Annotated in this window: 25 protein-coding genes; 8 read left to right on the forward strand and 17 right to left on the reverse strand. The window is 63.6% G+C overall.

Annotated elements, in window-relative coordinates; genetic code table 11:
* Nucleotides 1–69: 69 nt before the first annotated feature.
* The gene (locus ACX80B_RS12570) at nt 70–1500 is read right to left on the reverse strand and encodes an SLC13 family permease (protein WP_459296594.1); all 1431 of its coding nucleotides are present in this window, start codon (nt 1498–1500) and stop codon (nt 70–72) included.
* A 145-nt stretch (nt 1501–1645) separates the two neighbouring features.
* Between ACX80B_RS12570 and ACX80B_RS12575 the strand changes: the two genes are divergently transcribed.
* Nucleotides 1646–2311: a GntR family transcriptional regulator gene (locus ACX80B_RS12575; protein ID WP_459296596.1), complete on the forward strand. Its 666-nt coding sequence runs from the start codon at nt 1646–1648 to the stop codon at nt 2309–2311.
* Nucleotides 2312–2432: 121 nt separating this feature from the next.
* On the opposite strand, the gene groL is transcribed toward ACX80B_RS12575, so the two are convergent.
* From groL to ACX80B_RS12590, 3 genes are all read right to left on the reverse strand, one after another.
* Nucleotides 2433–4028: a chaperonin GroEL gene (gene groL, locus ACX80B_RS12580; protein WP_459296600.1), complete on the reverse strand. Its 1596-nt coding sequence runs from the start codon at nt 4026–4028 to the stop codon at nt 2433–2435.
* Between the two features lie 76 nt (nt 4029–4104).
* Nucleotides 4105–4401 carry a co-chaperone GroES gene (gene groES, locus ACX80B_RS12585; RefSeq protein WP_459296602.1) on the reverse strand — a complete coding sequence of 99 codons (297 nt, stop codon included), beginning with the start codon at nt 4399–4401 and terminating at the stop codon, nt 4105–4107.
* A gap of 280 nt (nt 4402–4681) precedes the next feature.
* Complete coding sequence (locus ACX80B_RS12590) at nt 4682–5779, reverse strand: baeRF2 domain-containing protein (protein WP_459296604.1); 1098 nt, start codon at nt 5777–5779, stop codon at nt 4682–4684.
* A 208-nt stretch (nt 5780–5987) separates the two neighbouring features.
* Between ACX80B_RS12590 and ACX80B_RS12595 the strand changes: the two genes are divergently transcribed.
* From ACX80B_RS12595 to ACX80B_RS12605, 3 genes are all read left to right on the forward strand, one after another.
* Nucleotides 5988–7952 (forward strand): aconitate hydratase, encoded by a 1965-nt coding sequence (locus ACX80B_RS12595; protein ID WP_459296606.1) that lies wholly within the window; start codon nt 5988–5990, stop codon nt 7950–7952.
* A gap of 51 nt (nt 7953–8003) precedes the next feature.
* The gene (locus ACX80B_RS12600) at nt 8004–9230 is read left to right on the forward strand and encodes a class I SAM-dependent methyltransferase (RefSeq protein ID WP_459296609.1); all 1227 of its coding nucleotides are present in this window, start codon (nt 8004–8006) and stop codon (nt 9228–9230) included.
* A gap of 309 nt (nt 9231–9539) precedes the next feature.
* Nucleotides 9540–10694 carry a glutamate--cysteine ligase gene (locus tag ACX80B_RS12605; RefSeq protein WP_459296611.1) on the forward strand — a complete coding sequence of 385 codons (1155 nt, stop codon included), beginning with the start codon at nt 9540–9542 and terminating at the stop codon, nt 10692–10694.
* A 9-nt stretch (nt 10695–10703) separates the two neighbouring features.
* Here ACX80B_RS12605 and ACX80B_RS12610 read toward each other — a convergent pair whose 3' ends face one another.
* Entirely contained in the window at nt 10704–11222 is a 519-nt protein-coding gene (locus tag ACX80B_RS12610; protein ID WP_459296613.1) for a GNAT family N-acetyltransferase, read from the reverse strand.
* A 375-nt stretch (nt 11223–11597) separates the two neighbouring features.
* Between ACX80B_RS12610 and ACX80B_RS12615 the strand changes: the two genes are divergently transcribed.
* The 3 genes from ACX80B_RS12615 to ACX80B_RS12625 all read left to right on the forward strand — a co-directional run bounded on the left by ACX80B_RS12615 (nt 11598) and on the right by ACX80B_RS12625 (nt 13858).
* Nucleotides 11598–11858 (forward strand): GlsB/YeaQ/YmgE family stress response membrane protein, encoded by a 261-nt coding sequence (locus ACX80B_RS12615; RefSeq protein ID WP_459296615.1) that lies wholly within the window; start codon nt 11598–11600, stop codon nt 11856–11858.
* Between the two features lie 36 nt (nt 11859–11894).
* On the forward strand, nt 11895–13151 hold the full coding sequence (locus tag ACX80B_RS12620) for a pyridoxal phosphate-dependent aminotransferase (RefSeq protein WP_459296617.1): 1257 nt from the start codon (nt 11895–11897) through the stop codon (nt 13149–13151).
* A gap of 119 nt (nt 13152–13270) precedes the next feature.
* Nucleotides 13271–13858, forward strand: coding sequence for a GlcG/HbpS family heme-binding protein (locus ACX80B_RS12625; protein ID WP_459296619.1), 588 nt, complete (start codon nt 13271–13273; stop codon nt 13856–13858).
* On the opposite strand, the gene ACX80B_RS12630 is transcribed toward ACX80B_RS12625, so the two are convergent.
* Complete coding sequence (locus tag ACX80B_RS12630) at nt 13844–14287, reverse strand: SRPBCC family protein (protein ID WP_459296621.1); 444 nt, start codon at nt 14285–14287, stop codon at nt 13844–13846. The two genes, ACX80B_RS12625 and ACX80B_RS12630, sit on opposite strands and share 15 nt — an antisense overlap.
* 203 nt (nt 14288–14490) lie before the next feature.
* Here ACX80B_RS12630 and ACX80B_RS12635 point away from each other — a divergent pair, with 203 nt between their 5' ends.
* Nucleotides 14491–14919, forward strand: a complete 429-nt coding sequence (locus ACX80B_RS12635) for a DUF1761 domain-containing protein (RefSeq protein ID WP_459296623.1) — start codon at nt 14491–14493, stop codon at nt 14917–14919.
* A 6-nt stretch (nt 14920–14925) separates the two neighbouring features.
* On the opposite strand, the gene ACX80B_RS12640 is transcribed toward ACX80B_RS12635, so the two are convergent.
* The 11 genes from ACX80B_RS12640 to ACX80B_RS12690 form a co-directional block, all read right to left on the reverse strand.
* Nucleotides 14926–15348, reverse strand: a complete 423-nt coding sequence (locus ACX80B_RS12640) for a VOC family protein (RefSeq protein WP_459296625.1) — start codon at nt 15346–15348, stop codon at nt 14926–14928.
* Between the two features lie 79 nt (nt 15349–15427).
* Nucleotides 15428–15967, reverse strand: a complete 540-nt coding sequence (locus tag ACX80B_RS12645; protein ID WP_459296627.1) for a GNAT family N-acetyltransferase — start codon at nt 15965–15967, stop codon at nt 15428–15430.
* A 2-nt stretch (nt 15968–15969) separates the two neighbouring features.
* A complete protein-coding gene (locus ACX80B_RS12650) occupies nt 15970–16419 on the reverse strand; it encodes a GNAT family N-acetyltransferase (RefSeq protein ID WP_459296629.1) in 450 nt (149 codons plus the stop codon).
* Nucleotides 16416–17300 carry a putative protein N(5)-glutamine methyltransferase gene (locus tag ACX80B_RS12655; RefSeq protein ID WP_459296631.1) on the reverse strand — a complete coding sequence of 295 codons (885 nt, stop codon included), beginning with the start codon at nt 17298–17300 and terminating at the stop codon, nt 16416–16418. Before ACX80B_RS12655 ends, ACX80B_RS12650 begins: the two co-directional genes overlap by 4 nt.
* A gap of 34 nt (nt 17301–17334) precedes the next feature.
* A complete protein-coding gene (tsaD, locus tag ACX80B_RS12660) occupies nt 17335–18411 on the reverse strand; it encodes a tRNA (adenosine(37)-N6)-threonylcarbamoyltransferase complex transferase subunit TsaD (RefSeq protein WP_459296633.1) in 1077 nt (358 codons plus the stop codon).
* Nucleotides 18405–18923, reverse strand: a complete 519-nt coding sequence (gene rimI / locus ACX80B_RS12665; RefSeq protein WP_459296635.1) for a ribosomal protein S18-alanine N-acetyltransferase — start codon at nt 18921–18923, stop codon at nt 18405–18407. Before rimI ends, tsaD begins: the two co-directional genes overlap by 7 nt.
* Complete coding sequence (gene tsaB / locus ACX80B_RS12670) at nt 18920–19687, reverse strand: tRNA (adenosine(37)-N6)-threonylcarbamoyltransferase complex dimerization subunit type 1 TsaB (RefSeq protein WP_459296637.1); 768 nt, start codon at nt 19685–19687, stop codon at nt 18920–18922. The genes rimI and tsaB overlap by 4 nt, the downstream gene beginning before the upstream one ends.
* A gap of 9 nt (nt 19688–19696) precedes the next feature.
* Entirely contained in the window at nt 19697–21463 is a 1767-nt protein-coding gene (alr, locus tag ACX80B_RS12675) for an alanine racemase (RefSeq protein WP_459296639.1), read from the reverse strand.
* 447 nt (nt 21464–21910) lie between these two features.
* The gene (locus tag ACX80B_RS12680) at nt 21911–23191 is read right to left on the reverse strand and encodes an NAD(P)/FAD-dependent oxidoreductase (RefSeq protein WP_459296641.1); all 1281 of its coding nucleotides are present in this window, start codon (nt 23189–23191) and stop codon (nt 21911–21913) included.
* Nucleotides 23188–23583: a hypothetical protein gene (locus ACX80B_RS12685; protein ID WP_459296643.1), complete on the reverse strand. Its 396-nt coding sequence runs from the start codon at nt 23581–23583 to the stop codon at nt 23188–23190. The genes ACX80B_RS12680 and ACX80B_RS12685 overlap by 4 nt, the downstream gene beginning before the upstream one ends.
* A 583-nt stretch (nt 23584–24166) precedes the next feature.
* Nucleotides 24167–24316: a hypothetical protein gene (locus ACX80B_RS12690; protein ID WP_459296645.1), complete on the reverse strand. Its 150-nt coding sequence runs from the start codon at nt 24314–24316 to the stop codon at nt 24167–24169.
* Nucleotides 24317–24381: the final 65 nt, after the last annotated feature.

The raw sequence follows: 24381 nt of genomic DNA on the forward strand, positions 1-24381 counted from the left end.
CGGCGACCGGGCTGATCCTGGACCAACCCTGCCGCCGTCGTGCAGTTTCCCTCAGCTAAAGCCTAGGACCTAGAGCCAGCCGGGAACGAGGACTGTGAGCCAGGCGATACCGGGGCCGGCGGCGACAACGATCCCCGCGTAAACCAGCATCTGGCGGTAGAACTTGTCCCGGTCACGCTCGTCGACATTGGCCAGGACCAGCGCGCCGTTGGTCGAGAACGGACTGACGTCGACGACGGTGGCGGCGATGGCCAGGGCGACGACGAAACCGATCGGATCGATGGCTCCGGACTGGAGGAACGGCACAGCCAAGGCGATGGCGACGCCGATGATACCAACGGACGAAGCCATGGCGGAGGTGATTCCGGCCAGGTAACACAGCAGCAGGGCGGCCACCAGCGGAATACCGATTGCGGCAATTCCGGCACTCACATATTCGATCGTGCCGGCGGCTTGGAGAACGCTGACGTAAGTGAGCACACCGGTGATCAGGATGACCGTCGCCCAGCTCACCTTGTTCATCGCTTCCTTGGCGGCCTTCGGAGAAAAGATGGCCAGCACGGCGGCAATGCTGAACGAGAGGATGCCGACGTCGATGCCGAACACTGCGGTGCCGACGGCGAGCGCGGCCAGACCGGCCAGCGTCAGCTGCTGATAGGGCGTGGCCTTCTCGGCGACGGCAGGCGCATCCTCACGGGTCAACAGGGCGGTACCGCCGCCTTGGCCAGCTGGGCTTCCGCCTGACGGAGCAGGCGTGCCACCGGAGGCAACCGGGGATCCACCCGAGGGAGCCGGGGTTCCACCGGACGGAGCCGGGGTTCCACCGGACGGAGCCGACGACGTCGTTGAGCCGGTCCCGGCGCTTCCCTCGAGCGGTTCTCCGGTGTCGGAGACGCGCAGCCCCTTGAGCTTCCGGCCGCCCATGGTGAAGTAGACAATGCAGGCGATGATCGTGTTGAAGATCATCGGAACGAAGAAGAGAGCAAGCGGGCTGACCGGCAGCCCTTCCTTTTCGAGGTAGCCGTTGATGAATGCCCCGTACACGCTGATCGGGGAGAAGGCTCCAGCCAGCGCACCGTGCACGACCATCATGCCCATCATGAGCTGGTTAATCTTGTAGCGCCGGGCGAAAGGAATGGCCAGCGGAGCGACGACCGCGACGGCAAAGAGAGCGCCAACCGAAATGAGGACGGCGGACAGTGCGAAGAAAATCCACGGAGACGCCGCAACTTTGCCGCGTACAGCCCGCATACTCCAGCGCACCAGCAGGTCTATGCTTCCGTTCTGCTGGGCAAAGCCAAAGAGGAAGGTCAGGCCCACCAGCACCAGGAAGAGATCGCCGGGAAATCCGGCTATAACGTCGTCCGTCGTCATTCCGGCGACGGGCACACCGACCCCGAAAGCGGCAACGAACGCGAGTACTCCCATGTTCACGGACCTGATGGTGGCCACGAGGAACAGGAGTGCGAGGACAATAATTGAGATGATTTCAGGAGTCATGAGGTTCCTTGGTGATCAGCATGTGAGATTGCATACACTGTATGCAATGCGGTCCACCGTAGCATAGGGTGTGACACAAGACATAGTGCTTCTTCGTTCGTTGCGGGGTGGCAGCTCGACGACGAAGTTTCAGGGGGATGTACCAGTGGCTGATACAACAAACGACGGTGCGGTGGAATTTATTCGCACGGCCATATTGCGCGGCACCTACGCGCCCGGTGAGCGGCTGAAGGAAGCAGAGGTTGCCGAACGGGTCGGGGTCAGCCGGACTCCGGTCCGCGAGGCGTTCCGGGCACTCGAGACCGAGGGACTCATTGAGTTGCTGGCAGGCAGGGGCGCGCGCGTCCGTGTCTATAAGCCCGAAGATGTGGAAATCATTCATGAAATCCGCAGCGTGCTGGAGGGAAAGGTCGCACGGCGTGCCGTCCTGCACGTCTCGCACAGCCACCTTGCCGCCCTCGACGCCAGCTGCGACCGGCTGGAGGCACTCCCCGTTGGTGCCGCCGTCGAGTGCGATCAGGAGAATCAGTTCTTCCACGGTCTGATCTTCGACATTGTCGGCAACGACAGGCTGACGCATATCGCCCGGCGCCAACTGGAGGTCCCGCTTCCTTATAAGCAGAACTATTGGAGCTCGGAGGAAGTCAAGAGATCCTCCGTGGCGGCGCACCGGGAAGTTTGTGATGCTCTTAGGTCCGGGGATGCCGAAGCGGCCGATGATGCCATGCGCCGCCACGTGCTCGACGCCGGGGCCGCGCTGACAAAGAAAGGCAGCCGCCAGGAGCCTGCTTTGGCGGGGCCCGTCCGTTGAATTTCGCCGGAGCGGCCCGCCGCGGCCGCCGATGAGGCTGCCGCCGCTCCCAGGCATGACAAAGGCCCCGGCCCGCAGCTGGTTCAGCTGTGGACCGGGGCCTTTTAGGCGTCTACGGCACTTAGTGCTTGTGCCCGTCCTCTTCCTCTTCCGGCTTCTCAGTCACCAATGTTTCGGTGGTGAGCACCAGAGCGGCGATCGACGAGGCGTTCTGCAGCGCCGAGCGGGTGACCTTGACCGGATCGATGACGCCGGCCGCAACCAGGTCCTCGTACCCACCGGTCAGCGCGTTGAAGCCATTGCCCGGCTCCAGGTTGCGCACGCGGTCGACGACGACGTAGCCCTCGTGGCCCGCATTCTCGGCGATCCAGCGCAGCGGCTGGACCAGCGCACGACGGACAAGTCCGACGGCGGTGAGTGCGTCGCCTTCGAGGCCCAGATCATCGTCCAGAGCCTTGGAAGCATGCACCAGAGCGGAGCCACCGCCAGCCACGATGCCCTCTTCGAGAGCGGCGCGGGTGGAGGAAACAGCGTCCTCGATGCGGTGCTTCTTTTCCTTCAGCTCGACCTCGGTGGCAGCGCCGACCTTGATCACGCCGATTCCGCCAGCCAGCTTGGCCAGACGTTCCTGCAGCTTCTCGCGATCCCAATCGGAATCGGTGCGCTCGATTTCGGAGCGGATCTGCGAAACACGTGCAGCAACGTCCTCTTCCGCACCGGCGCCGTCGACAATCGTTGTCTGGTCCTTGGTGATGGTGACGCGGCGCGCCGAACCCAGCACCTCGAGACCAACCTGGTCCAGCTTCAGACCCAAGTCAGGTGAGACAACTTCGCCGCCGGTGAGGGTGGCGATGTCCTGCAGCATGGCCTTGCGGCGGTCGCCGAAGCCCGGAGCCTTGACGGCAACCACGTTCAACGTGCCGCGGATCTTGTTGACCACCAGCGTCGAGAGCGCTTCGCCCTCGACATCTTCAGCAATGATGAACAGCGGCTTGCCGGCCTGGACAGCCTTTTCCAGCAGCGGCAGGAATTCCTGCATGTTGGAGATCTTGCCGCTGTTGATCAGGATCAGCGCATCTTCCAGGACGGCTTCCTGGCGCTCAGCATCGGTGACGAAGTGCGGGCTGAGGTAGCCCTTGTCGAACTGCATGCCCTCGGTCAGGACCAGTTCGGTCTGCGTCGTGGAGGACTCCTCCACCGTGATGACGCCGTCCTTGCCGACCTTGTCGAAGGCCTCGGCGAGCAACTCACCGATGTACTGGTCCTGGGCGGAAATCGCGGCGACGTCGGCAACCTGCTTGCCTTCGACCTCGCGGGCGTTCTCCAGCAGGCGGGCGGCGACGGCTTCAACTGCCGCCTCGATGCCGCGCTTCAGCCCTCCGGGAGCGGCGCCGGCTGCAACGTTGCGCAGCCCTTCCTTGACCAGCGCCTGTGCCAGGACAGTCGCCGTCGTCGTACCGTCACCGGCGACGTCGTTGGTCTTGGTGGCAACTTCCTTGGCCAGCTGTGCGCCTAGGTTTTCGTACGGGTCATCGAGCTCGACCTCGCGGGCGATCGTGACGCCGTCGTTGGTGATGGTGGGTGCGCCCCACTGCTTGTCGAGGACAACATTGCGGCCACGCGGGCCGAGGGTGACCTTGACTGTATCGGCGAGCTTGTCGACGCCGGCTTCCAGCGCGCGGCGGGCTGCGTCGTCGAACTGCAACTGCTTTGCCATAAGAATGGTTCCTTTCTTCGAACTGACTTGAGAAAACCCCGGCCGCCTGCGTGGCGCCGGGGTTCAACTCAGCGTTCTACTTGACGACGACGGCGAGAACGTCGCGTGCCGAGAGAACCAGGAATTCCTCGCCACGGGACTTGACCTCGGTGCCACCGTACTTGGAGTAGATGACAACATCGCCTTCATTGACATCGATCGGGACGCGGTTGCCGTTATCGTCAACGCGGCCGGGGCCGATGGCTACAACTTCGCCCTCCTGGGGCTTTTCCTTGGCGGTGTCCGGGATAACCAGACCGGAAGCAGTGGTCTGCTCCGCTTCCAGCGGGCGGACAACAATACGATCCTCAAGAGGCTTAATAGAGACCGACACTCGGACCTCTCCTTTGCATGAGATTTACAGTGAACTGTTGTTCACTTTCGACAATAGGGCCGTTCGGTGCGCTAACCGTCGTCGCGGTGCCGGTAACGCCCCTCCGGGCATTAGCACCCTCGTAGTGAGAGTGCCAAGAATGACTGTATGTCGACCATTAGCACTCGGTCAAGGCGAGTGCCAGCAACGGTGTGTTGTGGACGCGTCGGCGCCCGGGGCATTCCGCCCCGGGCGCCTTTCAATTCCGCTTTGTCACCGGTTCCGGTGTTTCCCTACCAGCTTAAGAAGCTTCACGCTCCCGTTCACGGTCATCGCTGAGGCTTGGCACGGCGTTCGACGGCGTAGCCTCGTCCCGCCAGCGCAGCAGCGCACCGATGCCGTCCGGCAACACGATCTCACCGGGATCGAGAGACTGCACGGCGGCGTCTGTCCTCAGGGCCAGATACAGCAGGTCCTCGATGTCATCCGGTTCGGAACCGCTGGTCAGCAGCAGCTCGTCGACCTGTCCGCGTTCCAAAGCGGCGCGCACTTCGGCGGCACCCGCGAGCGATTCGCCGTCGCGCGATTGTTCCGCCACGAAACGGTCGACGGCGGCCTTCTCCCGGAAAGCGATGAAGTTGTCCACCGCTTCCTCTACGTGTACCCGGAATTCCGCGCGGTCAACGCCCTCATTCCGTCCACCGCCGGGAACATCGACCAGCCGCTGCCTGGTTTCCTGCCCGACCGCTTCCTTGAGTAGCGAGGCGGCACGGACATCACCCGTCAGCAGCACCAGGTCCGGCCGGTACTGGCGAACCAGCTTGTCCAGCCGGTGCGCCACGGCGTCGGCATTACGCTCCCATGAATCCTCGACCCGGGCCTCGAAGTCCTGTCCCCGCCAGCCGGTCCCGGTCTTGTGAAGTTCATCGTGACCGCCTTCGATTGAGGCGTCCTCGCCCAACGGCTTCTGGCTGCCGGCAACGTGCGGGTCCTCCGGTGCCCGCAGGCTAATGTCGGCTCCCGACCGGTCGACTTCCACCAGCAGGTGGGACACGGCTCTGGCGGCGACCCGCATCAGCGGAAGCAGGTGCGGCCGGTGATTGCAGGAAGCGTAATTTTCCGGCGGAACGGGTAGTACCCGGTCAATGTAGAGTTGCCCGCCTGCGGCGAGGTATGCCCTGCCATGGGGACCGCCAATGCCGGCCGGTTCAAGAACGGAACGCTCGATCCGCTTCAGCAGATCTTTAGGTGCGCCTTCTGCGCGGACCTTGTCCCGCAGATGCTCCCATCGTGTCTCGATCTCGGCTGCAGCCGAAGGGTCGGTCCGCGTCGTGTCGACGTACACGCTGAGAAACGGTGGATCTGCTTCCAGCACATCCTTGAGCCATGGGTATCGCATCGGGCGCCTCCAGTTGTAAAGAGTCAGCATCTAACGTCAGCCAGCGCCCGTTGGCCGGACGCCGTCCGGATTCGTAACCCTCCCAACTCTTCCACTAACCCCGGAAGCACACAATAGTAAGTATGGATAGCATCTTGGCCGCGTCCCGGCCTAGCATAGGGAGGGTATGCACCGTCCGCGGTGACGCGGGCTCTACCGGGAGGTCGTCATGGGTCAGAACGTTGCGCAAAAGGTCATCAGCGAGCACCTCGTCAGCGGGGAGATGGAGTTCGGGAACGAGATCGGGCTTCGGATCGACCAGACGCTGACCCAGGATGCCACCGGAACGGTGGTGATGCTCGAACTTGAGGCGATGGGCCTGGACCGGATCAAGACGGAGTTATCCGTGCAGTACGTCGACCACAACCTGCTGCAGACCGACGAGAAAAATCCGGAGGACCACCTCTTCCTGCAGTCGGCCGCGCAGCGCTACGGTCTGTGGTTCTCCAAGCCCGGCAATGGCGTTTCACACCCGGTGCACCAGGCCCGCTTCGGCCGCCCGGGCGCCACCATGCTTGGCTCCGACTCCCATACCTGCGCCGCCGGCGCCATCGGAATGCTCGCCGTCGGCGTCGGCGGTCTTGAAGTGGCGATGGCTATGGCTGGCGACCCGCTGTACGTCGCGATGCCGGAAATCTGGGGCATCGAGCTGACCGGTGACCTGCCGGACTGGGTCTCGGCCAAGGATGTCATCCTCGAAATGCTTCGCAGGCACGGTGTTAAAGGCGGCGTCGGGAAAATCATCGAGTATCACGGTCCGGGACTGAAGAACCTGACCGCCATGGACCGGCACGTTATTGCCAATATGGGAGCGGAACTCGGTGCGACGACGAGCATCTTCCCCGCGGACGAGGAGGTCCGGAAGTTCCTCGAATCGGTCGGGCGGCCGGACGACTTCCAGGAAATCCTGGCCGACGACGATGCGACCTATGACGTCACTGATGCCATCGACCTGTCCAGCCTGGAGCCGCTGATTGCGAAACCCTCCTCCCCCGGCAATGTTGTTCCAGTCCGTGAGGTGGCCGGCGAGGATGTTTACCAGATTGTGGTCGGTTCGTCAGCGAACCCCGGACTGCGGGACTTCGCCGTCGTCGCCGAAATCCTCCGGGGACAACAGACCAGCAATCAGGTCTCCGTCGACGTCAACCCGACATCCCGGGAGATTTTCGAGGACATGGCCAAGGGCGGCTGGTTGTTCGACCTGATTTCCGCCGGCGCCCGGATCCACCAGTCCGGCTGTATGGGCTGCATCGGGATGGGCCAGGCCCCGGCGACCGGACGCAACAGCCTACGGACCGTTCCCCGCAACTTCCCCGGCCGTTCCGGCACCGACGAAGACGCCGTGTGGTTGTGCTCGCCCGAGACCGCCGCCGCCGCTGCACTGACCGGCAAGATCACGGATCCGCGGGACCTGGACATGGATTACCCGCGGCCGGAGTTGCCGGAACAGGTCAGCGTCAACACCGCCATGCTGCTGCCGCCGTTACCGGAGGAGGAAGCCAGGCAGGTTGAACTGGTGAAGGGTTCGAACATCGAGTCGCTGCCGGAATTCGATCCGCTGCCGGACTCGCTTGAGCTGCCGGTGCTGCTCAAGGTTAACGACAACATCTCCACCGACGAGATCCTTCCCGCCGGCGCCCGGGTACTGCCCTACCGGAGCAACATTCCGAAAATCGCCGAGTTCCTGTTCATCCAGGTCGACGACACGTACGCTTCCCGGGCCAAGGACACCGAGGGCGGCCACCTGATCGTAGCCGGCGAAAACTACGGACAAGGATCCTCCCGCGAACACGCGGTCATCGCGCCGCGGTATATGGGCCTCCGGGTGGTCATCGCCAAGTCGTTTGCCCGCATCCACTGGCAGAACCTGGCCAACTTCGGCGTCCTGGCACTCGAATTCAGCGACCCCGCGGACTACGACAAGATCAACTCCGGCGACACATTGAAGTTCGAGAATGTCCGTTCGCAACTCCCTGAGAGCGACGAGGTCACGGTCCGGTACGGCGATACAACCATCAAGCTCCGGCACCGGCTCTCTCCGCGGCAGGCCGAAATGGTGGTCAAGGGCGGCCGCGTCGCCTCCGTCGCCGAAAAGCAGGATACGCCGGACAAGGTGGAGGACTCGATGGCGTAGGCTCCTCCGGCGGGAACGCCCATCCGGGCTCGTTGAACTAGGCTGATACGCATGCCGGATTCACCCGTGGACGCCATCGCGCCCCTGCTCACCTCCGACGGCTGGGAACTGCTCAACTCCCTCGGCCCGTATCTTGAGTCCGAGGCCATGTCCCTGAACGTGGAGTTGCGCAAGGCCGGGCATCCCCCGGAACTCGTGGCCGCCGTGCTGACCCAGGCGCGGCTGCGGATGAAGGCGCGCGCCAAGTTCGGACCATTCGCCGACCAGATGCTCTTCACCCAGGCCGGTCTGGAACAGGCCACCCGGCTCAACGTCGCCGCCCGCCACGCCCAGCGTTTCGCCTCTGCAGGGTTGGAACACGTCGCCGACCTGGGATGCGGTATCGGCGCGGATTCGATGGCGCTGGCCACGCTGGACCGGAAGGTCACCGCCGTCGAGCTGGATGAGACGACGGCGGCAGTTGCCACCATCAACCTGATGCCGTGGCAGTCGGTCAAGGTGGTCAACGCTGACGCCACATCCTTGGACCTGGACGGGTTCGACGGCGTGTGGCTGGATCCGGCGCGGCGCACGACGTCGACGTCTGGCACCAAGAGGCTGTTCGATCCGGAGGCGTTCTCGCCGCCGCTGTCCTTCGTGGAGAAAGTGGCGGACACCGGCAAGGCCGTCGGGGTGAAGCTCAATCCCGGTATCCCGCACGACGCGGTGCCGGCAAACTGCGAAGCCCAATGGGTCTCGACCGACGGTGAAGTCACCGAAGCCGCCCTGTGGTTCAACGCGCTGGCCCGGCCCGGAGTACGGCGTGCCGCCCTGGTGCTCTATGCAGACGGAGCGGCCGAGCTGACCAGCGGCGTCGATTTCGCCCCGGAGGCGCAGGACGTCGAAACCGGCGATGCGGGCAAGTACCTCTACGAGCCGGACGGCGCCGTTATCCGCGCCGGACTGGTGGCCGACCTCGCGCGGGAGCTGGGCGGACATCTGTTGAACAAGCAGATCGCGTACATCTGCGCCGACACCCTCGAGGATTCGCCCTTTGCCCGCGCCTATAAGGTCAAGGAAGTACTTCCCTATAACGTCAAACAGCTGCGCTCATGGGTGAAGGCCAACGGGATCGGCACCCTCGAGATCAAGAAACGCGGAGCGTCCGTCACCCCGGAGGAACTCCGCAAGCAGCTGCTGGCCGGCAAGGCGAAATCCGCGACGGCGAGGGCCACTCTCGTGCTGACCCGGATGGGGGCCGAGCGCGTCGCCATCGTCGTCGACACCATCGCTGGCTGACCGCCCGCCGTCGTCGCCCAAGCCGCTAACCATCGCTGACCGCCATCGCCGTCGTCGTCGTCCAAGCCGCTAACCCAGTCTGGCCACGCCACCCAAGCCGCCCAAGCCGCTAACCACCGCCGAAACCGGTTCTCAGCTCCCAAAACGGAGGTGCCAACCACCGGTTTGGGCGCCGAGGCCCGTCCTTGCCTCCCCCGCACCCTGGGTACTGGACTAGACTGACCCCTGTACTTTGCGCGGTGACGCGACTCGAACCAACCAACGCCAGCGCGGCGGCCACGCCCGACGGAACAGCGCGTCAGGAGCTTCATGAAGATTGATTTCGCACCATCAGCCCAGTCGACCCTTGGCGTTGAGTGGGAACTGGCACTGGTGGATGGCGAATCCGGCGAGCTCGTTTCCGCTGCGGATGAGGTACTCCGCGGCGTCCGGCAGAAGCATCCGGAACTCCAGGACGACGACGAGCACCCGCACATCAAGCAGGAACTGCTGGCCAACACCATAGAGCTTGTTACGGGCATCTGCACCACCGTGGCCGAAGCGAAGGCAGACCTGACCCGCTCAATGGATGCGGTGCGTGAAGTCACTGAACCACTCGGCGTCGAACTTTTCTGTGCCGGCTCGCATCCATTCAGCGCCGTCAAGGCACAGGCCATTACGGACAAGGAACGCTACGCCACCCTGATCGACCGGACCCAGTGGTGGGGCCGGCAGATGGTGATCTACGGCGTTCACGTGCACGTCGGGCTGGACAAGAAGTCCAAGGCGCTGCCCGTGCTGGATGGATTGATTAACTATTTCCCACATTTCCAGGCGCTCTCGGCGTCGTCGCCGTTCTGGGATGGTGAAGACACCGGTTACGCTTCCCAGCGGGCGTTGATGTTCCAGCAGCTGCCGACGGCGGGGCTCCCCTTCCAGTTCGCCACGTGGGAAGAGTACGAGCAGTACGTGGCGGACATGTTCACCACCGGTGTGATCGACGTGGCAAACGAAATCCGCTGGGACGTCCGGCCGGTGCCGAACCTGGGCACTATCGAGATGCGGATCTGCGACGGGCTTTCCACGCTGGAGGAGATCGGGGCTATTGCGGCTCTGACCCAGTGCCTTGTCGATGACTTCTCCACCCGGCTGGATAACGGTGGCACGATCGAAACCATGCCGCCGTGGCACGTGCAGGAGAACAAATGGCGCGCCGCGCGGTACGGTCTGGACGCCATCATCATCCTCGACGCCGCGGGCAATGAGTGTCTGGTGACCGACCACCTGATGGAACAGCTCAACCGGCTCGAGCCCGTTGCGAGGAAACTTGACTGCGTGGATGAGCTTGCCGACGTCGAGAAGATCATCCAGCGCGGTGCCGGCTACCAGCATCAACGCGAAGTGGCACTGGCCAACGGCGGCAACCTTCGCGCCGTCGTCAAGGATTTGGTGGAGCGGATGAAAACCGGCTCAATCACCGAGTAAATACGAGAGTCAGTCCAGCTCTGTCCGGTACCTTATTTCGGTGATCGGAAAACCGTCCAAAGACTCGTCCTTCACGGCACCATCCGGAGACATCCCTGCCCGTTCGTAGAAGCGCCGTCCCCGTTCGTTGGAGTCAAGAACCCAAATTGTGACCGACGTTTTGCCTTCTTCACCAAGCTGGGCAAGAGCCGAATGCCACATGCAACTGCCTATTCCGGTACCAATATGTGCGGGAAGCAGGTAGATGGCCTCAATCTCCCCTGTCCCGGGTGAGGCATCTTCATCCCTGCTGGGACCGGCACTCACGAAACCCACGACGCCGGTACTAACCACAGCGACGTGGGCCCGCGGACCGCGGGTATCCTGCAACATGCCCTCCCAAATAAGGGTGCGGGCATCAATATCCAAACTGTTCAGGTAGTCATCCGGTACCAGATCACGGTAGGCCCACTGCCACGCCTCGACGTGAACCCTTGCGATACTGCGGGCATCCGCTTCCACAGCGCGCCGGACAACGAAATCGCTCATCAGGCCATTAGACCTCATGGCGAACACGACGGAACACGACCGCCGCGCCCAGTCGCTCAGCCTGGGCGGATCAATCCCTTTCCGCCCATAAGCCCTCCGATCAGTCCGGCATATTGACGTCAAGTTCCTCAGGAAAGTTCTCCCAGCGCCGAATGGGCGACAACAAAATGGGCAGCGCTGATGCCGCAGCGATGGCAGCCCATGCCCAAAGGACTGGTACGACGCCGGCCCACGCGGCTATGGCGCCCCCAACCAGGCCCGCTACTGGTTGACGACAACCGGTGATGATCGGCATAGGATCGACAGGAGTGGACTGCACGAGTTGCAGCACCGTCCGGCAGCCCGTCGGAATCGTGACCAGGAAGGGAACATGCCATGATCGGATTTATTATCGCCGGACTCATTATCGGCGCCCTCGCACGACTGTTTAAGCCCGGTAAGCAAAACCTGGGCTGGATTGCTACTTTGCTTCTCGGTTTGGCAGGCTCGGTGATCGGCGGCCTCATCGCCAACCTGCTGGGAACCGGAGGCATTTTCGAGCTCAACGTCCTCGGTTTCATTGTGGCGGTTATCGCCGCCGTCGCCCTTATCGGTGTAGCTGAAAGCATGGCCGGGCGCCGCAAGATAGGTCGCTGACTAAAGGAATTTTGCTGGGGTATGAAAACATGGAGTATGCGTCCTATGCAGCACTCCAGCAAGATTGAGAACGTCCGCTACGAACTGCGGGGGCCGATTCTTCATGCGGCCAAGAAGATGGAATCCGAAGGTCAGCGGATTTTGCGCATGAATCTCGGCGACACTGCTCCCTTTGGGCTGGAGGCGCCGGAGTCGATCGTGATGGATATGATCCATCACCTCCGTGGCGCGCAGGGGTACAGCGATTCGAAGGGCATCTTCTCCGCGCGCACCGCCATCTCGCAGTACTATCAGACGCGCGGACTAATGCAGATCGGCGTCGAGGACGTCTTCGTCGGCAACGGTGTCAGCGAACTTATTTCAATGACTCTGCAGGCCTTTCTTGAAAACGGCGATGAGGTCCTTATCCCCGCTCCGGACTATCCGCTGTGGACCGCATCCGTCACCCTTAGCGGCGGAACCGCCGTCCATTACGTCTGCGACGAGGACAACCAGTGGTGGCCGGACATGGCCGACGTCGAGGCAAAGATCACCGAGCGCACCCGCGCCATAGTGATCATCAACCCGAACAACCCCACCGGAGCCGTATACCCCCGTTTTATCCTCGAGCAGTTCGCGAAGCTGGCACGCAAGCACGATCTGGTGCTGTTTTCCGATGAAATTTACGAGAAGATCCTCTATGGCGATTCCGTCCACATCCACACCGCCTCCGTGGCGGAAGACGTCTGCTGCCTGACATTCAGCGGCCTCTCGAAGGCCTACCGGATGCCCGGATACCGTGCCGGCTGGGTGGCAGTCACCGGTCCACGGGCTGCGACGGCGGCCTACCGCGAGTCGCTGGAGCTGCTCGCTTCCCTGCGGCTGTGCGCGAACGTTCCGGCCCAGCATGCCATCCAGACCTCACTGGGAGGACACCAGAGTATCGACGAACTGGTGAAGCCCGGTGGGCGGCTCCGCGAACAACGCGACTTGGCGTGGCAGCTGCTCAATGACATCCCCGGAGTCAGTTGTGTACCCGCCGCTGGCGCCCTGTATCTGTTCCCCAAGCTCGATCCCGGGGTTTATCCCTTCGCCAACGACGAGCAGTTCGTGCTCGATTTGCTGGAGGAACAAAAGATCCTGGTCTCACACGGAACAGCGTTCAATTGGGGCGCACCCGACCACTTCCGCTTCGTTATCCTGCCCTCAACCGAAGACATTGAAGAGGCTGTGCACCGGATTTCCGCCTTCCTGGCTGTCCGCCGGAAGTCAGCCGCGGCGGTTCCACTGCAGGCTGTAGCTTCAGCCGGTTGAGCCGAAGTCTGACCCCGGCCCCGACGAGCTGAAGATAGGGCCAAAGAGATCTATACGGAGGGCAGATCCAGCAGGACACTAGTCATGTCAGTTCTTTTTCCTTCCAGCTGAGGATTGTCATGGCCCCGCTCAATCTGCCCCAGATATCTTTCGCTTTCGCATCCGCTGCGGTGCTTACGGTTGGTCTAGCCGCCTGCGGTTCGCCTGATGGAACCACGGTGCAAGCTGCATCGGGAACCGGATCCACCGGCGGGTCCGCGTCCGGCGACTCCGGCGGTGACACCGTTTTGAACATGCCGCGTCTGAGCATCGAGGCCGCCACTGCGGCAGCCGAAGCGGCCCTCGCACAGTGCCAATCCGACGACCTGCCGTTCGTCTCAGTGGCGGTCGTCGACCGATCCGGCCAGGTCCAGGCCATGCTTCGGGGAGACAACGCCGCCGAGCATACGATGGAGTCGGCACGGCTCAAGGCTTATACGTCTGCCGCCTTCGGTAGAAACACGTCCGAACTGACGGAGGCAGCCACCGGCGATGGCCCCACCATTAGCGACCTTCCAGGCATGCTCTTTCTCGGCGGAGGTGTCAGCATAAAGGCGGACGGAGCCTCGATTGCCGGCATCGGCGTCGGCGGAGCCCCGGAGGGTTCGCTGGATGAAGCCTGCGCGCAAGCCGGACTCGACGCCATCGCAGATTCACTCGGAGGTTAGAAATCGGTTCCGCGTCTCAATGAGCTTTCGCATATAGCGGGCGAGGAACAGTTTTTCTGCCGCCACCCCGAGGAGGCCAAAGGGTGCCGAGAATTCGATGCGGTCCACCATTACTGTTGTGCCGCCGTCGTGCCTGAACTCATGTAAATGCTTGAAATGCCGGAATGGTCCATTGATCTGTTCGTCCACGAAAAAATCGGGAACTTTCATAGCGGTGATCCGGCTGGTCATTCGCACGGGCACTCCGAAATGCCACGCCCGCCACGTCACCTGCTCCCCCAGTGAAATGAGGCCCGTTGTAACGCCCGCGACCGCTTTCTCCCGCGACCGCGACATGGAACCGGCATGTGCATCTATGCTGCGGGACAAATCGAACAACGCGGCTCTCTCCATAGCCGTCCGCGTGGTGCACTCGAAGTAAACGGTCATGGTCAGAGTATGGCAGTCGGCGAAGCGGAATCAGCGCCGGCTGCACCCCGCCATCATGGATTTCGCTGGGTAAGCTCGCTTTTATGAACGACGGCGATCGCGTGCCGACACGTTGCATTCAGCACCATCCGGTGACGGCGGAACCGACAATGCACGGTTAGATTGCTGATGTCGGTACAGCAAAGGAAACAGAGGGAAAAGCGATGATTCCGGAAATAAACGTCTGGGCAGTTCTAGTGGCCACGTTGTCCACCATGGTGGTCGGGTCGATCTGGTACACCCCGAAGGTGTTCGGAAACTATTGGATGCGGGTCGCCAAGGTCAGCCCAAGCGGCGAGTCGAAGGATGCCGTCAAGCCCATCCTGATCACCTTGGTGGTCAGCTTCGTCAGCGCATGGGTCCTGGCAGGTTCCGCCGCCATAGCGCAGGAATTCTATGGCGGCAGCTTTCTTGGCAACTCCCTCATCACCGCCATCATCTTGTGGGCGGGGTTCACGGCCTCCCGGCTCATCACGCATGATGCTTTTGAAGGCCGTCCTACCGGTCTGACTGTACTGAACTGCGTGCACGAATTGGTGACTTTTGTGGTCATGGCCCTCATTATCGGCCTCTTTGGCATCAGTGGCGTATAGGCATACTTACGACTGAGGGCCGGCGATATTCACCAACCAGTTGATGCCGAATTGGTCGGTGCACATGCCGAAGATGTCACCCCACGGCGCCCGTGCGAGGTCCTCCTGGACAGTGCCGCCGTCGACAAGTTTTTCCCAGTAACCGCGAAGTTCGGACTCGTCCGGGGCTTCACCGCTGAGGGATATGGAGAAGTTTCCGTTTCCGTTGTATTCCATTCCGTTCGGGGTGTCAGCCGCCATCAGCGTCAAGCCGTTGTCGGTTATCAGCATGGAGTGCATGATCTTGTCCTGCTCGGCCGGATCCTCACTGGCGTGGAATTCGGCGAAGGTGCTGCTGGTCAGCTCGCCTCCGAAAACTGAGTGGTAAAACTCCATTGCCTGCTTGGCCGTATCGCGAAAGCCAATGTACGGATTGAGACGTGTGGTCATGATTCGAGCTCCTCGCTTGGATTGAATGTGCGCTCTGATTATCGATCAGAAACGGCAGAGGTGGAAGAGCCAAACAGCACTAGTCTGCAATGTCCTCCCAGTCGATGGGTGTGGAGGTGCCGCTCTCCCAGTCGTGGCGAAGTATGCCGTAGCCCACTGAGGCGACGTGGCCGCCGTCGTGAGTCGGCCAGCCAAGACGGTAATGGGCTTCTTTGAGGAATCCGGCGCGCAGGAATGTTTTCCGCATGGCAATGTTGTCCTCGCGCGTCTGGCCTTCGAACCTCAGGATCCGGGGCATCGAGGTGAACACCAGGTCACATAAGGCGCGGACCACCTCAGGTCCCTTTCCCCTTCCCCGCTGGCTCTCCTCCAGGCGCAGATCAAACATCGGCGTATCGTCCTGAAGATCCTGTAGGGCAACCATCCCAATGCGTGCCCCGCCGTCGTCGATCCAGTATCCCTGTGAGTCGTCATTCCAAAACCGCCCCTTTTCGACGCCGGGACGCGCCTGCTCCGCGGAAGGTTCAGCCAAGACATGAAATGGAAAGCGATTGGAACTAAGAAAGCGGACAACCGCATCTGTATCCGCGGTGGTCATCGGGCGGAATTCAATCGGCATGATTAGAGCCTACGGTGGCCGTCAACCGGCGAGCCAGGCAGGAGGCACTTATAACGCTGGATCCCCGGCCACCGCGGGTCGCCGGCACGCTGGGAGATCCCAAAACCCAAACGGCGGTAGAATTCCACAGCGTCGTCGTCAGTCTCGGCAAGAATCGGCGCGTCGGTGTGGGCATTGCGGATCTCTTTTACCAGCAGACTTCCGTATCCCCGGCCCCGATGGTTGGCATCGACGGCTATGTATTCGAGCACTACTTGATTACCTTCTTCCTGATAAGCAGCGAAGGCGACCAGGCAACCGTCTTCGAATGCGCCGATCATGCTCATCGCCGGCAGCCGGTCGGCGATGAGAGCTCTCAGCTGATCATCGTCTTGTCCGGCCGCTTCCCGCAGGAGGACGAAGAAATGGCTGTCCTCCATGTCGAGCGCAGTCAGCGTCCTGAGCGTGATCATAAGGCACGCGCCGCGCTAAGGTCCGGCAACGTTCCGACGACGACGGTGGCGTCCAGCTCCTCGGAACGCTCCACTCGTGGGACCAGTCCGTTGCGCTCCATGATGTCGACGGTTTCAGAAGCCTGACGCTCACTCGTCTCGAGCAGCAGATGACCACCCGGGACAAGCCACAGTGCCGCCTCGGCAATTACCCGGCGCTGAATATCCAGCCCGTCCGGTCCACCCGAGAGGGTGAATATCGGCTCGTGGTTGCGCGCTTCAGGAGGCATCAGCCGGATCTCGTCGGCTGGTACGTACGGCGCATTCACGGCCAAAATGTCGACGCGCCCGAGCAGTTCACCGGGCAGGGCATCGTAGAGATCGCCTTGGAACACCCGGCCACCTGCAGCGGCGGTATTGCGCCGCGTGCACCGGACAGCTGCCGAATCCACGTCGGCGGCATAGAGCTCCACATGATCCAGGGCTGCAGCGAGCGCGGCGCCGACGGCACCGGAACCACAGCAGAGATCGACGACGACTGTCCACACCTTGGCACGGATGTCGCCGTCGTCCGAGCGTTGCGCGGCGTCGATGGTCCCGCCGATGCCGCCGTCGTCCCCGCGCATAAGATCGATGGCTTGGCTTACCAGGAACTCAGTACGGCGCCGGGGAACGAAGACCCCGGGTTCCACCGCTATCCGCAAACCGCAGAACTCGGCCCACCCAACGACCTGCTCGAGCGGCAGCCCGGCGACGCGCCGATCGATCATGGTGGCAAGTTCAACCGGTGTTCCGGCCGCGGAGACCAGCAGTTCCGCCTCTGCCTCGGCATACACGCAGCCAGCCGCGCGAAGCCTGGTGGCGATATCGCGCTGCGGAAGCACTGGCGGGGAAACCGGCATGCAATGAGCTTAGCGCCGGTCCGGATTAGAAACGCTATACGCTGACGGTGGTGACTGGCAGCGAAGTATCCGGAGCGAAGCCGAGGCCCGATGGCGTGCCACCACTCATGACGACCTGGGCACCCAGAGCCGCCACCATCGCTCCGTTATCGGTACACAGCGACGGCTTGGGAACCCGCAGCTCGATACCCGCCTCGGCGCAGCGTTCGGCGGTCAGCGCGCGCAGCCGCGAATTTGCCGCGACTCCCCCGCCCAGCAACAGCGTAGTGATGCCATTCTCCCGGCAGGCCAACACGGCCTTGGCCGTAATGACGTCGACCACGGCCTCCTGGAACGACGCTGCGATGTCCGCGACCGGAACTTCACCGCCGCCGGCCTCGAACTGCTCAACGCACCGCGCCACTGCCGTTTTCAGTCCACTGAAGGAAAAGTCGTACCGGTGTCCACCTTCGGACTTTGGCTTGAGGTACTTCGGCGCCGTCAACCCGCGGGGGAACTTGATCGCGTGCGGATTGCCTTCCTTGGCCAGCTTGTCGATGGCGGGACCGCCGGGGTAGCCGAGACCCAGAATGCGGGCGACCTTGTCGTAGGCCTCACCCGCGGCGTCGTCGATCGTCGCGCCCAGCAGCTCGACGTCGTCGGTAATGTGCTTCACCCGCAGGATCTCCGTATGCCCGCCGGAGACCAGCAGTGCGCCGAGGTTCTCCGGCAACTTCCCGCCGTCGAACAGGTCCGAATCAAGGAGGCCGACGCCGACATGCGCAACGAGGTGATTGATGGCGTAGAGCGGTTTTCCCGTGGCAACGGCCAGGGCCTTGGCGGCGCAGACGCCAACCATCAGCGCGCCCGCGAGCCCGGGGCCGGAAGTCACGGCGATGGCGTCGACGTCGTCCAGTTCCACGCCGGCGTCCGCGAGCGCCTGCTCCAGCGTGGGGATGATGGCGTCCAGATGCGCGCGGGAGGCGATTTCCGGAATCACGCCGCCGAACCGGACGTGCTCCTCCATCGAGGAGGAAACGGTGTTGGTCAGCAGCGTCGTGCCGCGGACAATGCCGACACCGGTTTCATCGCAGGACGACTCAATACCCAGGACCAAAGGTTCATTCACCATGTGACGCCGTCCTTCATGCTGAGGATCAGCCGCATCACCAGGGCGTCCGCGCCGTCGCGGTAGTAGCGCGGGCGGACGTGGATCTGCTCAAATCCGAATCGCTCGTACAGCGCCCGCGCCCGTGGATTGTCGGAGCGGACTTCGAGCATCACGTCGGCCATGCCGCGCTCGCGGGCCGCCTCGATCAGCATGGTCAGCAGTCGGGTGCCGATGCCCTGGCCTTCCCGCTCGGGGACGACGGCGATGGTCTGGACGTCCGCGATGGGCTGCACCGCCATCAGGCCGGCGTAGGCGATGATACGGCCAAAGGCGTCCTCGGCGACCAGATAGTAGCGGGTGGAGGCTTGTCCCAATTCGTCGTGGAACATCTGCTCGGGCCACGCATCGGTTGGAAACAGCTCCTGCTCCAGCGCGTTCACGGCCGGCACGTCCGCCGTCGTCATCGGGCGGATTTGGCCGGTCTGCCCCGTCTGGCCTGTCTGGCCGGTCTGCCTGTCCTGCCCGTAAGTCATCGTTTCTCCGTTTCCAGCGCGCGCTTCCGGGGTCCGGGCACCTTGGCGTCGGATTCGCGCAGGTACAGCGGCGCCGTATCGCGCAGCGGTTTGCCGGCGGCCAGCCGCAGCAGGGCGAGTGAACCGAGTGCTCCGGCTTCCGGCTGCGTCAGCGTATGTTCGGGAACGGCATTAACGACGTCGGCATACAGACCGGCGCCCGCGCCGTAGACGGGCAACGGCGGCAGCCCGGCGGCCGGTCCCACGTGCGGGCCCTCGACCAGCTCGGGCTTACCTTCCGCCTGCCGGTATTTCGCCCAGTAGACCTCTTTGCGCCGGGCATCCGTGGCCACCAGGAATTCGGCGCCCGTAGCCGGGTTGGTGCTAACGGTGCCTTCGCTGCCGTACGGATCAGCGCTGCCAGCCACCGACCAGGCTACGGCGTCGAGGCTCATCATTCCGTGCAGCGGCAGCTTCCAGACGAAGCTCAATGTCCGTGCGGTGACGATTCCCGAGCGCAGTCCAGTGAAGGGCCCCGGCCCAACTCCGACGACGATCGCGTCCAGGTCCGAGGACGTCACGTGCGCCTCTGCCAGCATGGCGTCGATGCCCGGGGCGAGCACTTCGGCGTGGCTGCGGGTATCTTCGGTGGCGAAAGCCGCGACTATCCGCGGAACGGCGAATGATCCCGCGCTCCCGGCCGGAGTTTCAGCGCCGGCCGGAGCGTCGTCGCTCACCAAGGCGGCACTGGCGATCGCAGACGTATCGATGGCAAGAATCAGCACTTATCCACCCTAATCGACCTCGATCGCAGGCTTTTCCGCCGCCCAGCGAGGTCCGAATCCGGCGATGCGGATCAGGCGGCGCTCGTCGTCGTCCTCATCATCAAAATCCAGTACGACGGCGTCATCACCGCCGGTGCCGCTGATCGGCCCCTTGCCAGCAGCTGCCAAAATGGCACCGCGGCTGGACCCTTCCGGTTCACCAGCACCACCGACGGCGCGGACCATGCTGATTTCCAGCCGGCTCTCGGCCAGGTGTTCCACCCGGTCCCGTCCCCATTCGACGACGGTGACGGCGCTGTCCATGGTGTTTTCCAGATCGATATCGTCAATCTCCGCCGCGGAACCGAGCCTGTAGGCATCCACGTGCACCAGATCCGGTCCGGTTCCCAGGGTGGGATGGATCCGCACCAGCACAAAGGTAGGCGAGATGATTCCCTCGCGGACTCCCATCCCGGCTCCGAGACCCTGCGTGAACGTCGTCTTGCCCGCGCCCAGTTCGCCGGTCAGGACCAGTAGATCCCCGGCCGCTAACTGCGCCCCCAACCGGGCGGCAAGTGCTTGTGTCTGTTCGGCTCCGGAAGTCTCGATTTCGATTTCCCACGCCGGGAGACCGGCGTCGTTCCCGTCGTCGGGCACATCGGAGTCGACATACCGCCGCGGGATCCGCGGACTGATCCGGGTCACGATCTCGTAGTTGATGGTGCCCGCCGCCTTCGCCCACGCATCGACGGACTCCTCGCCGTCGTCGCCGGGTCCAAACAGTACGGCTCCATGGCCGAGCAAGGACTGATCCGTTCCGGCGATACCCGCTGTGCCGAGGTCGATCACCATCTGGTCCATGGCGATCCTGCCGACCACCGGGTAGGTCCTGCCATCGACCGTCACCGGGCCGCCGCTGGCAATCCGCGGAATACCGTCGCCATAGCCGACCGGAACGAGGGCAAGCGTGGTGGGCGCAGGGGTGCGGTAGCTCAAGCCGTAAGAAACGCCATGGTCAGCGGGCATCTCCTTGCAGTGCGCGATCCGGGTGCGCAGGGTCATCGCCGGCCGCAACCGCAGCTCCGCCGACGTCTGGTCCTCAAAGGGAGATAACCCATACAGAGCGATACCGGTCCGGACCAGGTCAAAATGCGTGTCCGGGCGCGAAAGGGTCCCGGGAGAGTTGGCCAGGTGACGGACTTCGACGTCGACGCCGGCATCCGAGGCCACCGCTACGGCCTCGCGGAACCGCTCAATCTGTTCGTCGGTCTCTGGCCGCTGCGGTTCATCGGCGACGGCCAGATGAGAGAAAATGCCGACCACGCGCAGCAGGCCCTCCTCCTGATACTCCAGAGCCTGGCCGATGAACGTTTCCCATTTGTCCGGCGGGCAGCCGTTGCGCCCCAGGCCGGTGTCGATTTTCAGGTGCACGCGGGCCGGGCGGGCCGCCTTTTCCGCCGCCGCGGCGATGAGGTCCAGCTCCCAGCCGGAGACGCCGAGATCCAGTCCGGCTTCGATGCCAGCACCAAAATCGCTCGAAGGTGTGTGCAGCCAAGCCAGGATCGGTGCCTCGATCCCGGCCTCGCGGAGCGTAATCCCCTCCGGAATATGTGCAACACCGAGCCAGACGGCACCAGCTTCGACGGCGGCGCGGGCAACCGGAATGGCGCCATGGCCATAACCGTCGGCCTTGACTACCGCCATGACCTTGGCTGGTTCGGCGACCTTAATCAACCGCCGGACGTTATGCCGGATGGCCGCCAGATCGACGATGGCCTCACGTTCCGCAGAATTCACCTGCCCATTCTTTCACTTCCAGGCCCTGAACTCCTGATCGAACCGATGCTGCCTGCCGTGCTCCCCCTACGACGGGCCGGCATAGGATCCGGAGCAAGTTGTCACTTGTCCCCAATTTCGTGTCAGTGGCGTGCCACCTGACCGGATTTCGTGTCACCAGTCGCCGTACTGTTGGCGTGACTGGAGCTGTATAAATTGCGTCCTGCTGAGTGGGCATCCGCTGGTTAATAAAGATGCGTTCTGTTGTCGGCAAGGCTGGGATGGGACGGCAATGTCAACCCGATCGGTATCTCTGGGTGTAACAACAGATGTGTCATATACGGCCCCGTCACCGGTCAGTTCACCGGTCTACCTAAACGGACACGACGGGCAGCGGCCGCTGCATCGTCGCAGGTCAGGACGGGGTGTGACCGGTGAGGGTTCCTCCTACGGGACGCGGGGGACTGCTTATCGGTGAGTGTTGTTGAGGTGTTGGTGGATGAGTTGTACGGCCATGGCGCCTTCGCCGACGGCGGAGGCGACGCGCTTGATGGCGCCGTGGCGGACGTCGCCGGCGGCGAAGGAGCCGGGCACGCTGGTTTCGAGGTAGTAGGGGTCACGTTCGAGGGGCCAGACGGTGGGAAGGTCGGGGTGGTCGCGTAAGTCTGGACCGGTGATCAGGTAGTGGCCGGGGTCGCGGATGATGCCGGTGTCTTTGGCCCAGTCGGTGTTGGGTGCCCCACCGGCGAGTACGAACAGTCGGCGGGTGTCGAGTCGTTGCTCAGTGCCGGTGGGTCCACGTACGATGATGGCGCGCAGCTGGGTGTCTCCGTCGAGGGCCGTAACCTGGTGGCCGGTGTGAAGCTCGATGTTGTCGGTTTGGGCGAGTCGTTCGAGCAGGTAGCTGGACATGGATGCGGCAGGGTGTTGGCCGCGGATGAGCAGGATGACTTGGTGGGCGGTCTTGGCGAGGTGGAGGGCGGCTTGGCCGGCGGAGTTGCCGCCGCCGATGATGTAGACGTCCTCGGCGGCGCACAGGCGGGCTTCGCTGGCCCCGGCGCCGTAGTAGAGCCCGGCGCCGAGGAATTGGTCTTCGTGCGGCAGGTCGAGGCGTCGGTACTGAATGCCGGTGGCGCACAGGTTCGTCGCGGCGGTCATTTTGGTGCCGTCGGCGAGGTCGACGTGAATCTTGTTGTGGTGGAACTCGGCGTTGACGCCTTCGCGTAGCAGCAGGATCTCGGCGCCGAAGTCGACGGCTTGCTGGCGGGCCCGTTCGGCCAGGGCCGCCCCGCTGATGCCGCCGGGGAAGCCGAGGAAGTTCTCGATGCGCGAGCTGGTGGCGGCTTGGCCTCCGACGGCGTCGCGTTCAAGCAGCACGGTGCGTAGCCCTTCGGAGGCGGCGGAGACCGCCGCAGAGAGCCCGGCGGGGCCCGCGCCGTAGATGGATACGTCGTACTCGCGGGCTTGGGGGTGGGTGATCCAGCCGAGCCGGCCGGCCACCGCGGGTATGGTGGCCGATTCGATGCGTGTTCCGTCGGGCAATACGCACATTGGCAGTCGCGGGTCGTCGAGACCGGTGAACCCGTAGCCGGCGGCGTCGTGGTTGGTGTGCAGCTGGGTCCAGTCGAACTCGACGACGCTGCGCTGCAGGAAGTCCCGCAGCCGGTAGCCGGCCGGGGATCCGTCGCGTCCCAGCAGCCACACCCGCTGGGCACCGGGGGTCGAAGTAGTGGTGGTTTCGGTGCTCATGTGGTGGCCTCTGTGATCAGGATGGTGGCGGGATGGCGGGCTCGCTGCCCGGGGTTGGGGTCGTGAGTCGCCAGCCGTGCGCAGATGACTCCGTCGACCAGCAGCATCACGCTTGAAGCGAGCTGCTCGGGTGCGTGGGCGCCGGCTTCGGCGGCCAGGGTGCGCAGCGTGCGCCCGGTCTCGAAGTCGGTGCGCCCTTCGTACATGTGCAGGTCCGAGCCGCAGATGTTGGTGGCGGTGATCCTGACCAGGACATCGGTCGGCCTCGCGATCTTGGCGTCCGGCACATCCGCGACCTCGATGTCGCGGGGGCCTCGGTAGACGCCAGCCTTCATGGTGAGCTCCGATCGTGGTGGTGGTTCGTCTTCCTCCGACCATCGTAACGGGGCCACCGGGAAGTCATGGGCACAGCAGATCGAAGTCACAAGGGGCGACTTGGGTCGAGAGCACAACTCCCGCCGGCATGCGCCGCTGTTCAACGGGCACCGGCGGTGTAACACTGGCCGTCCTCAACAGTTGGTGAGGTCCGATGAACTCCCGCGCAGTCGAGCTCGCTCCCGGCACACACCTGTGCGCCATGTACCGAGGCGCTGCTCAGCGCGACGAGGTGCTCGGCCCGTACGTCTCGGAGGCGGCGGGCCTGCGAGCTGACTGCGCGCCACGACCAGGTCCTCACCGAGCTCACCGCACACCTGGTCGTTCCGCGCCTCCTGCGGACTTTCCACCAGGACGCCCCGGGAGTGCGGTGCTCCTGCGGCAGGAGGCCTGCAGAAGATTCTCCGCGACCTGATGACCGGCGCGTCCGAGCTGGCCGTCACGTCGATGCGTCCACCGGGCGCGCTCGGCTGGATCCAGCTCCAGCAGAAGCGACTGATGCTGATCAGTTCGCTCGACCCACCGGCTGCGCAACCTACGCCGGGTCGGACTCCACGAGCTCGCCGGGAAGGAACTCGTGACGACGCCGGTCGGCTTCGGCTACCGCTCGCTGGTCGAGGGCTCATTGCCGAGGCCGGTGTCGCCCGCCGCAGCTCCTTCGAAAGCGGTGACCTCGCCACCATCGAGGGACTGGTCGCGTCGAGACTCGGTGTGGGTCGGGCGGTCCGGCACCATCGGGCTCGCGCTCACGACGCCCGGCGTCGCGTCGTACGGTCGGCCTGACCTGGCGTGACGACGTCGAACTGGCGCCCGCG

This window comes from Arthrobacter monumenti, from assembly GCF_054511255.1.